Source organism: Bradyrhizobium sp. (genome assembly GCF_016462955.1).
Classification (GTDB): Bacteria; Pseudomonadota; Alphaproteobacteria; order Rhizobiales; family Xanthobacteraceae; genus Bradyrhizobium.
In genome coordinates, this window is record NZ_JAEMSD010000003.1 from 16,798 (window position 1) to 27,984 (window position 11,187).

The following is an 11,187-nucleotide window of genomic DNA, read 5'->3' on the forward strand; positions in this document are numbered from 1 at the left end:
AAGTCGCACCAAACCGATCTTCTGGTGATGGGCGCCTACCGCCATTCCCCTCTTCGCGAGTTCGTGATGGGTGGGGCGACCTACGCCGTCCTCGGACGTCCGCCTTGCTGGGTCTTGATGTCCCAAGACGCGATGTTGCCTCTGCGTGCCGCGATCCGGCCCCATGCTTTCTGTCAGGCATGAAGCACCGCGGTCGGTTCGGGATGGTTCTCGCGCTTTCTACCATTGGAGCGGGCGAGTCGTGTCAGGAAACCAGGCATCGACGAGTTGGAGACGACGCGGGCTTAGCGGCTTTATCCAGCCCGCCATGGCGAGTTGTTTCAGCGTCCGCGAGCCGTTTCTATCATCAAGCCAAGTTGATCGACGATGTCCTGACGAGGCCTCGGCAGGATGACGAGGTTGCCGGACTTCAAACGCTTGCTGAGCTGGAGCAAGAACCAAGCCATGCGCTCCTCGGCGGTCTTCGTCAGGAGCAGGATCTTTTCCTGGCACTGCTTGGTCTGCTCGCTCGCGATGTTCATGAGCTGCTGCGTCACGTCGCGCCGGCGGCAGGTCAGCTTCGCGATCATGTGGCGACTGGCTACGACGACTTGGGTGTCGCCGACCGCGAAAGCGGAGGTGGTCTAGTCGTTGTGACCTTCGAAGCCAAAATAGTCTAGAACTCGCAAATCTGGCGGCGGCCATTGGTCAGGATTTTCGATTTCCGTACCGCTCCGCTGACAACTCGGTAGACGTATTTGGCCGGCTGACCTTCGCCGGGGCATGAAGCAAGCGAGGACTTCAGCCTGGAGCGGCAACGTCGCGCGGGGCGCGTTTCCGCCCGAAGCAAGGGGGACGACGAGTCCATAGCAAGAACGTTCAACAAGCCTTCATCCGCGGAGGTCACCGAAGTTGCGTTTCCGGACCGCATCCGTCGGAAATACTACGTGATGGCCACTGAATCCCAAAAGGATGGATCCGACCGCGAAGCGCGGCTCTGTGCCGATGAGCGGAAAGAGTACCTCGCGTTCAAAGCTTGTCGAACGCGCTCTGCCGAACGATGAGACTGCTCGCCAGAACATTATGGCTTTCGCCAAGGAGCGCATCGCCCCGCATCTCGGAAAGGGCATTCGCTTCTGCGAGCGACAGTCATTGAAACCCCTGTCCGCGACCGCCATGTACAATCCGTTCGCGCTAGGGACGGACCTCTCCAGAGCCAAAGGGGGGCACGTGTGGTACTGTAAGAGCCTGAGCGCTGAATGCGCGGCGTCATACAATAAAGCCGCGGTCGACTGGGCTTTCTCGGCAATGCTGTTAGCGTGCTCCCTTTTGACGGCTCTCTTTCGAATCTAGTCGAGCTCAATGAGGCTCCAAGAGCAGACGTTCGAGTAGCTGATCGACCCGCCGATATCGGAACAATGTCGTGCACGACTCTATGAAAATTGAGTTCTGGCCTTCGCCACGGCGCCCGGCCCGCTCTGCTCCATCGCGCACTCAACCGAGCTGAGCACCTTCCGGCCCGTGGTCCGGGATACCTTCAGGTCGCGGGCGATCTCTACCGTTAATGAAGCGATCCCGCCGTATCCGCGCAATCGTCTCCAGACCAGCATGCTCAATCACCTGCTCCATTCAAAAAGCAGGCACCGCAACAGAACTCGTAGCAGCCGGCCGGACTTCGAGGTCTCGGCCAGCCGCGGAAATTAACCGTCAGATCAAGTCGAAGTTGTTTGCTCTGAGTGGCGGCGCTAAACAATCCCTGCCAGATTGCTGGCTGGCGCGCGACGCCAGCCCAGGTGCGCAGCTTGTGGTCTGTTGGTGCGCCTCTAGGCTTATGCCCGAGCGCGATCGATGATATTCATCGGTCAAAAGGGTCCGCGGGATCGCTTGAACGCCTTTCATTCGGGCCCCGAAGCGCACGATGGCTTCCTTTCTCCAACTCGCCGTAAGGCACGAAGCGCGACCTGAAGATCCGCCACGCGACTGAATGCAGGACGACGAAGCTGCGCCCGAACCTCCTCTTCGCGTGAATCGGGAGCAACCCAAAACAAGCCACCGTCGCATGAAGATCGCTGCTCAGGGTGAGGTCGAGCATGCGCACGATTCTGGAATAGATCGAGGTCGTGTGCTCAACCTCGAAAGCCGCAGCGACATGGGTGCCGTCGGGGTCGATTCAAGGGATATCAATGGGGCGGATCGACCTCCACCCTTGATAAGCTCTCGACCGACGATGAAACACAATTCAGACATCCGGCGGCCAACGTGCTACCATTGTAGGTGCTCCTGCGCCATGCTGGAGCAACCCGCCTTGGCGGCATAACTTAAACCAAATGGCGTCCGGCAGCCCGGAGCGGTTCAGTTCGGCTTCGACGGATCAATCATTGTTGATCCAAGTCAAACCCCAGCTGGACGTACCGGATTATTTTTCTTCCTGCGATCAATCGGCAATTTTCGGTGGCCAAGTCTAAGTTCAAACCATCGTCCACCGGTGCACCTTGCTTCCAAAGCTGTCTTACTCTAGGAGAAACAAATGCGTGTTTTCTTGTTCGCATTCTTGATATTGGCTTCGGTAGCCCAGGCGCACGCCCAAGACAAGATGAAGGGGCCTGACTCTTGCAGCTATGAGTTACGCGACGGACATTCGTATGTCGTGGCCGCAGGTGAGACTCTTTGTTGGCGTGTACCAGCACCTCAACGGGATTACACGCTGCTACGCTGCGACCCGCCCCTTCGGGAAATTGTTCGGGTAAAACGAGGTGATCATCGCTGCGGAAGATATGAGGATCGGCAATAATAGACGTCATCGGGCCCTTAATTGCGTGCGTTGTAAAGCCTTCCTTTTTGAACTCGTGGAGTTGACCCGCTACACCGGACGGTCACCGCGTTTTACTGATGCAATTTACTTACTCGGTGAGCGGCAGCCCAGCTGGGAATGTGGCTCTCCTTCACCGCTCATGCTTTGCTGAGTCTGGGCTGAAATAGCCTGGTGTCATAGACTTGGCGAGTTTCGCCGATCTGGGCGCCAAGAGCGCGATCGTGGCTCTACTCGCGCTTATCAATCTTATCAATCGGAGCGCATGGTCCCGGCTCATCCGCGGCCACTCTAGGCATCCCGGGTTGCACAAGTGCAAGCGTTTCTCTCTCGCCTTGCCAACATCGAATCTGTATTCGCCCATGACCGGATGGGCGTCTTCCAAAACTGCCGTGTCATGAAGTAGTATATCGGTCTCCAACTCTCCAAAGGCGTTGAGGGGCAACAAGCCGCTGAGTGCCTAATGAGCCTCTGCGCCGCTGCGGCCACTATAGTTATTCAGAGAGCACCGTTCGACCCCTATGCTGCTGCTCAAGAACAGCAGGATCCCAACTTCTCACTCACTCCTGATTCCGGGTACTCGCTACTCGAGAGCGGCCTCACTCGGCACGGGGGCCCATCTCGAGGCGCGGCATGTGCCGACGCCCCTAGCAGAGCCGCCAAACCATGAGATGCTACCGCAATGCAGGCACTAGCAAAATGATCAACGCTGTGGACCCGACAGGCTCGGATCGCGTTCAGCTCGGAACACATTGCTATATAGGCTTGCTATCCATAGGCGCCCGCTGGAGGTGATATTGAGATAACGTATCGCGGTCTGAATTTGCGGAGCGACGTTATTCCAATAGAACTGCGGGTACTTGTAAACTACGTCGGCGGGCGTCTCGTAACCGAGCTTCTTGTTTAGGCCGATCTCCTCAAATTCGTAAAACAGAGCGTTTGCCTTTCTCAGATAGTTCGGATCCCCAAGCTGACCGATGAGATCGGCAGCGCGCAACAACATGCCTTCCTCCTCAATCAGCTCGTCGTTTGAAGATTCCGTGTACGGGAATCGCGTATATTCGATGGCGCGGGCAATTCGGGCAGCGTCCACTTCCTCGACACCGTCGAGGCGTTCTGAGACAAACAACTTTGAGCGATCGACATGGTAGGGCGCGAGCGCAGCATCGGATGCCCCACGCGGGAGACGAATTGTACGACCACTCAGATCTACGACAAAGGAGTCCTCGCTATCTCCTCGAACGATTCCGCGTACGTATCCGATATCATGAGTGAGGCACGCTAAGGTGAAGTTCGCATAATCGACGGCTGTTGTCGGCCGCGACAACATTCGCCCCATCAGGATGTCATGTCCTGCGAGAGTAACGAGCATTGAATGCTCGATGTTGTGATATAGGGCGTCGCTGTTACCGATGCACTCCAACGTGAGCCTGGCTGCGAACGGAAGCACTTCAGCCAATCGGGCATGCGAAGAACCAAATCGATCTCGTGTATCTGAGGTCAGAAACGATGCTAGCGTTTGCGCTACCAGTTCTGGAATGGTGATCATCTGAACACCCTATCTAAGTCAATCCGGCTAATTTCGTTAACGGCGCCGATGAAAGGCGTCGAAGGTTCTGGCCGCTTCACCCATCGAGGTGACGGAGGATTGTCGGGGCCCAAGAACAAAGCTGAGCCCGCGTACGCGCTTTCGCTCCGTTCCGATCGCGCGGCGGCGGATGGACCCTCCCTCCGAAACGTGATCGAGTTGACGGTTATAATCTGATGGGCACGCACATGCGCCCCTGATTAGAGCGAAATTTCGCAACCAGTTTAGAGGCTCCGGAAGCGTCCAGCTTGCGCCAGGTCAAAGCGCGCGTCCCTTGGTTGATGCAGCTAAAACAATGCCTGCGGACGAGCGCCGTTGTTCTCACCAAATCCAGGAGGTCTCATCATGATCGAGCAGACCAGATTGACGACCCAGCACCGCTGACGCAGCGGCTTGAGCCGCTGAGGTGAGAAGGCGAACCGTCAACTTGATCTTCGACGCGCAACCGCGTTTGATGCGCCTCGAGCGCGCCGCGCGTCTAGTCGGCGATCTGTCCAAAAGCACTTTGATCTTGATCAATGCTAATGTCGGGGCCGTCCTACGCAGACAGGACCTCCCGATTTGTCAGCGGCAAACGTAGGTCGGCCGATCAGCCCGCGATGGAGTACGGAGACGGGGGTGCGGTCGTAGGTCAGTATCCAGGCGCCAATGGCATGGGCGAGGATCAACAGCGGCCCCGAGGCAAGGATGCAACCGAGATGCCGACTCCTCCAACGAACTTGGAAGATCAAAGGAGAGCGCTCCGGCCGCGACGCCCGTGGCCAGTCGTTCCATTCGGCTACGGTGAAGCGCGAAGTCTCCTCGCTTTACGTATTGGCAACGACATACAGGCTTGAGTATCGTCATTCTGCACCAATTACTGGGTAGCGTTTGGACCTCCGTGATCATGCTCGGGGGAAGCTCGGCGTGCTAATCACTGCCGAAGCCCTCACCCGATTACCTTCTGCGATATTTCTTTATCGGTTGAGGCAACCAAAGGGCCGTCCGAAGACCTCAACACTACTCTTGCTTGCGCCATTGCTCACGATTTCATTGATCGCGTTAATCGGCATTGTCGCAGGCGAAAAATTTCATTGGTCCGAGGTCGTTCTGAGCGGAGACTGGGTTGAGTGTGTCATTTCAATCCCCGTTATCGAGATCGTACCTTTCGCCATGACGTTCTGGGCGATGCGGCGGAGCATGCCTGGCAATCTCAAAAGGGCAGGGGCTATCGCAGGCCATGCTTCAGGTACACTCTGCGTATTCGGCTATGCCGTTCACTGCTCCTCGGCAACGACCTCCTGACATCCTCTGGTACCTTCTGATCATCATGCGATCCACGCTCGCCGGAGCCAGCCTTGGTGCAAGCTTGTTGAGAAATCGTTGGCACTACGCAGGGTCGCTTTGACATTCATGTTTCGCTCTGGAAGTGTCCATTTCTCTCGCTCCGCACTCCCCGGCTCATCCGCACTGAAACTTCCTTCGACCGGCCCCTTCTTGTGGAGACCCTGCAGGGATGTCGAAATGCTGTCGCCTTTGTCAGTCCGGGACACTGCCTAGCTTATTTATATCATCGGCGTCCTGCGACTTCTGAAGCAGTCTGGCAACCATTTCATAGGAACGAACAATCTCGGACAGATTGGCCATTTCACGCGTAATGTCCATGTTTGATTTTTCCAGAAACCCGCTGATTATCCGAGCACTGATGGGCGCAGCGTCGCTGGGCGGCTCATTAGAACTCAAGAGGCCGCTGCCGACACTCTGCAGTGCGTGGGGATTTTCAAAACGAACCAGACGGAGCTGACCGAGCACCGCCTTGGCACTGCTGATCGTTCCGTCGAATGCGATGGTGATCTGCCCCTCATTCGCGGGGACCGAAATCGGCCCGTTTTTACCCAATACAAGCTGTCCATCCAATGTCGCGAGCCGACCGTCACCATTGACCGTGAGTGATCCGTTCCTTGTGTATCGCTCACCTGCATCAGTCTGAATGACCAGATATCCCTCACCGTCAATTCCGACGTCCAGCGGATTGCCTGTTGCCTGAAGCGATCCTTGCGAATAGCTGACCGTCTGGAGATGCGGAGCGACGAGAGAGGATGGACGCTCCTTCTTTCCGGAATCACCAAAGCCCTTTTCTGACTTCAGGTATTCATGGAACGAGAGCTGGTGCGCCCGAAAACCTGTCGTCTCGGCATTGGCAACATTCTGCGCAAGCGTCTCGAGCTTACGGTGGAGCGCCATTACGCGAGAGAGGTAAATGAGGGTTGTTTCACCCAACGCGCATCTCCCTGATGATTCGCCCCCAATTATAGGTCGGCTTGTACGGGCTTGCATCTGGCCGGGTCCCTCATTCGCCGAAGGCCAGCGCATATGAAGCCGCACCCAATCGTGCGGGGCCCTTGGTGGCGTCGTTCGCGCTGGGATGCGGGCGTAAAGGCGCACAAGGGGCCTCGTCGAACAAACGATAAGGAGCGAATTGGCGGGATAGGCACAAGCCGCTCGAATGCCGGATTAGGCTTGCCGAGGTCACAGCAACGAGATGATCGGCCCCTTGCGCAATCAGCGGATCGCCCGTGAACCTGAGGCCGCACGCCCAAGCTTTTCAGCCAATTCCACTCACAGTTCGTCGTAGATTTGGCTGACGTCGGCAAGCCGACACATTCCATCAATCATGCGTATTGTCCCACATACCCATTACGAGCCTGAGGACCTTCCTGTTCACATGAAGATTGCAATAACACTCGCCGCTGCTGGTCAGTGCGCTTGATTTCTCGCGCGACCTGAAGGTGCAGACTTGCTCATTGTTATACTTAGCGGCCATCACGGCTTTGGTGTCGATGGCGTGATCGTCAAAGTGAGCGCTTGGTATTCTTGTCAGTTCCGGCCGACTATTCTCAGTCATCAGCTGACCGTAGAAGTCGAGTTCGCCTTTCCTGGCGCCCTCCTGAAGGGTCGTCAGGAAGCTGATCATTTGAGTTTTGTCTTTCACTACGCCAATCCGGCATATCCAAATGCAAATCATGTGCAAAGGATATGGTCCGGTCCATCCCCGCCACAGCCGCGCCAGCGGCTTGTTCACTGCAAGCAGTCCGGCTACGCAGGCCGATACAAGGATCGAATAGGCGAGAAACGACGAGAGCGAGTTTTCGTCAGCTATCATGAGCAGGATCACTCCGATTGCTGCTGCGAAAAGTGCGACTGCTGCGGCGATCCGTGCCATACGATGCTCCGGTTTTGAAGATCGTCTCAGCGCCCAGCGAGCCGGCCTGCTGCCGACAGCGTTTCGCCATGGTCGCCCTATCGGCTTCAACTCCAACCATTTTCCATGGCGCTCTTCAAGAGCGATAGGGCACGGTGCTTCAAGAGACCACGATGCGCGAAATCAAGTCGGCGTAGCTCTGTTGCCGGAGTCCTTTCCTGGCGAAGACATGGTAACTCTCGACGAAATCTGCTTGTCCGATTTTGCGGCGGCGGTTTTTCTTGTTGAGCAATCGGAATGCCGTTGGCGCGCTACCGGTTCGCCGCCGAAGGTCACCTCGTCGGATCAAGCAAGCAGAGGCGGAGACGGTGCTCTGCCCTACCATATTCCGGGTAGCGACTCAAAAAGATCACCGCGACCCCTGCTTGGCAAGCCATGCAGCAAGATCCCGCTCAGAAGCAATAACCCGCTTTGGTTGCGCTGGATTGATCGTGCCCGCAGTGAGCCGAACGCCGCGCAACATGAGTTCGGACGCAAAGCTTCTTGCTTCGGTTTCGCTTTGGAACGACTGGGTCACCCGCCGATATCCACCATTCCTGCCTGAAGTTGGCTTGTCGAAGGAAACGAACCATGTGTTCTTCATCTGGTTTGCAGTTCGCTGATCCCCGCCCAGTAGACTTTGCTATCAACTAGAGTTACGGACTTCAAGGAACTGATCGAAATTGGCAGAGTATTTCACCTATGCGGGCGTAGGGTTGAACAAAAGTTCTACGGCCGCTTGGCTGCCGCGAGGGGCGTTCGATGACCATGGGCTTCTCTTATCAATCCATTTTGGCAGCTGGATCGATTCTGGTCTTGCTCGCCTGTCCAAGCGGAGGTTCGGCCCAGACGCTGGAGCAGGCTCTGGCCCAGGCTTATCGCAATAACGAGACGCTCAACGCCGAGCGGGCCGGCCTCCGTGTCACAGATGAGGAGGTCCCTCAGGCTCTATCGGGCTACCGCCCTCGTCTCGAGATGACGGCAGACCTCGGCAAGCGGTATCTGGATGAAAAAGGGGCGGACGATCAGCGGCAGACGTCAACCACCGCGCCTCGCAGCATCGGCCTTTCAGGCACGCAGTCGGTGTTCAACGGATTCCAGACTTCCAACCGCGTACGAGCGGCGGAGAACCAGGTTCTCGCAGGGCGAGAAGCGCTCCGGGTGATGGAGCAGACGGTTCCTGCTGGATGCGGCAACTGCCTACATGGACGTGCTACGGGATGCCGCCATCCTGGAGCTGCAAAGGCGCAACCTTGACTTGCTGCGCCAGCAGCTCGACGTGACGCGGAATCGGCAGGCGATTGGCGAGGTGACCGCGACCGACATCGCACAGGTGCAATCCCGCCTGGCGGCGGCGCGAACCGAGGTCGCCACTGCGCAGGCAGCTTACAATACCTCCCGTGCCACGTTCGAACGGGTGATCGGCAGCGAGCCCGGAAAGCTCGTCGCGGGCTCCCCGGTCGATCGGTTTACCACATCGACTCTCGATCGAGCCATTAGCCTCGCCCGTAGCGAGCATCCTGCCGTCACCGCAGCGGCTTACGGCGTGGACGTCGCATTGTTGCAAACGAAAATCGCAGAAGGCGCGCTCTATCCAATGGTGACGCTGGAAGCCAGCCTCAAGCGCCGGTGGGACGTGATGCCGGACCAGAACCTGACATTTCCAGCCCAAAGCCTGGATGCGTCGATCGTAAGCCGAGTTGTCGTTCCGATCTATCAAGGAGGTAGCGAATATGCCAGAATTCGCCAGTCCAAGGAGGCGTCCGGTCAGAAGCGGCTGGCGCTTGAAGCGGCGCGCAAGCTCGCGCGAGCCACTGCGGTTCAGTCTTGGAGCGCAACAAACGCAGCGAAGGCCCAAGTCGACTCGGCCGAGGCTCAGGTGCAGGCCGCCGAGCTCGCGTTCCGGGGCGTCCTGCAAGAATATCGCGCGGGGCAGCGCGGCACGTTCGAAATACTGGCAATTCAACAGGAGCTGCAGAACGCCCGGGTTGCCCTCGTCACCGCCCAACGCGATCGCGTCGTCTCCTCCTATGCGCTGCTGGCCGCCGTGGGGAGATTGGCCCCTCAGGTCCTGAACCTGCCGACTGAGAGTTACGATCCATCGCTCCACTATCACCAGGTGCGGGATTCCTGGGCCGGGATACGAACGCCAGATGGGCGTTGACCAGGTGACGAGCCATGCTCGGCGAGTTGCAGACAGTTAGGGGCCGTCACCTTCGCTGCGTTAAGTTGTCGCTAATCGCAAGCCGCAAAAACGCCGGGTTCGACCGTATTCTCGGCCCTCCAGTCGCAGAACCTCAGGGCAAGGTGAATGAGCGTCACACGTCTGTTCATCGAGAACGGCCATGGCTTGCCGATGAGCGACGTCGGCTGTGTTACCTTCAGCGGCGACGGAATTGGAGGGAACGTCGCATGCAATCCGTTCCGGCAGGTGCTGCTGACATCCCACTCGGTGACAGCCGCCCGCGGGCTGAAGGACGCAATCTCCGGGAGAATGTCGTTTTAGACTTCGATGCCCTGTACGATCTGCCCCCGGGAACCGTCGTGCGGATTGGTGACGCGCTCGTACGATTGACCTTCCACTGCGAACCGTGCAAGAGAATTGCCAATCTCGTCGATCTCAAGTCGATCCTGCATCGACGAGGCGTGTTCAGGACGTTTCTTAACAGCGGCTGTATCCATGTCGGCGACAGCTCTGCCGTAACCGAACACAAGCTCCAAGCGATTTCCTATGCGATCGGCGAGCACATTCACTAGTTCGTAAACGACGCGGGGCGGCGGCGGCCCTCGGCGATCGTTCGCAGGCGAACGGCCTGCCTGAGTTCAAGGCGAGATTGGGTCGCCTTTATTGCCTCGCTTCTTTGATGGAGATCAAACGATTGATCTTTCTGGAAGGGTACGAAGTCCGACTTAACGTGTTGAAAAGCCTAACATGCGAGCTGCAGCCTCCCCTTACCTGAAGTTCTCGATTGGCGCTGGACTGGCTGTTGGGGTGGCAGCTTTGCTCTGGTTCGGGTCAACCGGCCCCGAAAGGGGAACGAGGAGGGAGGTGGACGAGCCCACGCTCTCGGCTCGCGCATCGCAAGGTAAGACCCTTTTCGAGGCCAATTGCGCAACTTGCCACGGCGAAAGAGGGGCGGGGACCGAGAAGGGTCCGCCGCTGATCCACGACTTCTACAATCCGGGGCACCATGCAGATGCGGCGTTCTTTGCCGCGGCCAAATTCGGCGTCCGGCAACATCATTGGCACTTTGGCAATATGCCGCCACAGCCCCAGGTCAGCGAGGGGGAACTGGCTGCCATCGTGCAGTACATTCGAGAAGTTCAAGTCGCAAACGGCATCACGTTCAGGCCCCACCGTATGTAGCAGTTGGTCGGATGAAGGGCACAGGAAAGTAGGTCTGCGATCCTTCCCGTACCGTGGCCGCAGAAAATGCGCGATCCCTTGCGCTTACCAAAGAACGCGGACGCCGGCGACGAAGAACAGATTGTCGATCGGATCGCGCTTCGACTTGGCTATGCTGGCCGTCTCGCCGAGCTTACGCAGCCAGTTGACGCCGACATAGGGCGCGATATTTCTGGTGAACTCGT

At 57.7% G+C, this 11,187-nt stretch carries 12 protein-coding genes; 5 read left to right on the forward strand and 7 right to left on the reverse strand.

Annotated features, from left to right (window positions below):
* Positions 1-320: 320 nt before the first annotated feature.
* The 3 genes from JHD07_RS00715 to JHD07_RS00725 all read right to left on the reverse strand — a co-directional run bounded on the left by JHD07_RS00715 (position 321) and on the right by JHD07_RS00725 (position 4,337).
* Entirely contained in the window at positions 321-569 is a 249-nt protein-coding gene (locus JHD07_RS00715; RefSeq protein ID WP_291617963.1) for a hypothetical protein, read from the reverse strand.
* Positions 570-1,412: 843 nt separating this feature from the next.
* Positions 1,413-1,595: a hypothetical protein gene (locus JHD07_RS00720; RefSeq protein WP_291617965.1), complete on the reverse strand. Its 183-nt coding sequence runs from the start codon at positions 1,593-1,595 to the stop codon at positions 1,413-1,415.
* Between the two features lie 1,896 nt (positions 1,596-3,491).
* The gene (locus JHD07_RS00725) at positions 3,492-4,337 is read right to left on the reverse strand and encodes a metal-dependent phosphohydrolase (RefSeq protein WP_291617967.1); all 846 of its coding nucleotides are present in this window, start codon (positions 4,335-4,337) and stop codon (positions 3,492-3,494) included.
* A gap of 945 nt (positions 4,338-5,282) precedes the next feature.
* On the opposite strand from JHD07_RS00725, the gene JHD07_RS00730 reads away from it, so the two are divergent.
* Positions 5,283-5,660, forward strand: a complete 378-nt coding sequence (locus tag JHD07_RS00730) for an NrsF family protein (protein ID WP_291617969.1) — start codon at positions 5,283-5,285, stop codon at positions 5,658-5,660.
* Between the two features lie 234 nt (positions 5,661-5,894).
* On the opposite strand, the gene flgF is transcribed toward JHD07_RS00730, so the two are convergent.
* From flgF to JHD07_RS00745, 3 genes are all read right to left on the reverse strand, one after another.
* A complete protein-coding gene (flgF, locus tag JHD07_RS00735; protein WP_291617971.1) occupies positions 5,895-6,635 on the reverse strand; it encodes a flagellar basal-body rod protein FlgF in 741 nt (246 codons plus the stop codon).
* 388 nt (positions 6,636-7,023) lie between these two features.
* A complete protein-coding gene (locus tag JHD07_RS00740; protein WP_291617974.1) occupies positions 7,024-7,578 on the reverse strand; it encodes a hypothetical protein in 555 nt (184 codons plus the stop codon).
* A 388-nt stretch (positions 7,579-7,966) separates the two neighbouring features.
* Positions 7,967-8,200, reverse strand: a complete 234-nt coding sequence (locus JHD07_RS00745) for a hypothetical protein (protein WP_291617976.1) — start codon at positions 8,198-8,200, stop codon at positions 7,967-7,969.
* A gap of 158 nt (positions 8,201-8,358) precedes the next feature.
* On the opposite strand from JHD07_RS00745, the gene JHD07_RS39630 reads away from it, so the two are divergent.
* The 4 genes from JHD07_RS39630 to JHD07_RS00760 all read left to right on the forward strand — a co-directional run bounded on the left by JHD07_RS39630 (position 8,359) and on the right by JHD07_RS00760 (position 10,963).
* Complete coding sequence (locus JHD07_RS39630) at positions 8,359-8,853, forward strand: TolC family protein (RefSeq protein ID WP_366863926.1); 495 nt, start codon at positions 8,359-8,361, stop codon at positions 8,851-8,853.
* Entirely contained in the window at positions 8,801-9,760 is a 960-nt protein-coding gene (locus JHD07_RS00750; RefSeq protein WP_366863927.1) for a TolC family protein, read from the forward strand. The genes JHD07_RS39630 and JHD07_RS00750 overlap by 53 nt, the downstream gene beginning before the upstream one ends.
* Positions 9,761-10,008: 248 nt before the next feature.
* Positions 10,009-10,353: a hypothetical protein gene (locus JHD07_RS00755; RefSeq protein ID WP_291617978.1), complete on the forward strand. Its 345-nt coding sequence runs from the start codon at positions 10,009-10,011 to the stop codon at positions 10,351-10,353.
* A gap of 292 nt (positions 10,354-10,645) precedes the next feature.
* Entirely contained in the window at positions 10,646-10,963 is a 318-nt protein-coding gene (locus JHD07_RS00760) for a cytochrome c (protein ID WP_291617980.1), read from the forward strand.
* A gap of 84 nt (positions 10,964-11,047) precedes the next feature.
* On the opposite strand, the gene JHD07_RS39635 is transcribed toward JHD07_RS00760, so the two are convergent.
* A partial coding sequence (locus tag JHD07_RS39635; protein ID WP_366863928.1) for a copper resistance protein B occupies positions 11,048-11,187 on the reverse strand: 140 nt, incomplete at its 5' end.

What these genes read in the sequence shown, in the direction of transcription:
- JHD07_RS00750 (WP_366863927.1), top strand. Translation starts at nt 8,801, where the DNA reads ATGGACGTGCTACGGGATGCCGCCATCCTGGAGCTGCAAAGGCGCAAC.
- JHD07_RS00715 (WP_291617963.1), bottom strand. Translation starts at nt 569, where the DNA reads ATGATCGCGAAGCTGACCTGCCGCCGGCGCGACGTGACGCAGCAGCTC.
- JHD07_RS00745 (WP_291617976.1), bottom strand. Translation starts at nt 8,200, where the DNA reads ATGAAGAACACATGGTTCGTTTCCTTCGACAAGCCAACTTCAGGCAGG.
- JHD07_RS00755 (WP_291617978.1), top strand. Translation starts at nt 10,009, where the DNA reads ATGCAATCCGTTCCGGCAGGTGCTGCTGACATCCCACTCGGTGACAGC.
- JHD07_RS39630 (WP_366863926.1), top strand. Translation starts at nt 8,359, where the DNA reads ATGACCATGGGCTTCTCTTATCAATCCATTTTGGCAGCTGGATCGATT.
- JHD07_RS00725 (WP_291617967.1), bottom strand. Translation starts at nt 4,337, where the DNA reads ATGATCACCATTCCAGAACTGGTAGCGCAAACGCTAGCATCGTTTCTG.
- JHD07_RS00740 (WP_291617974.1), bottom strand. Translation starts at nt 7,578, where the DNA reads ATGGCACGGATCGCCGCAGCAGTCGCACTTTTCGCAGCAGCAATCGGA.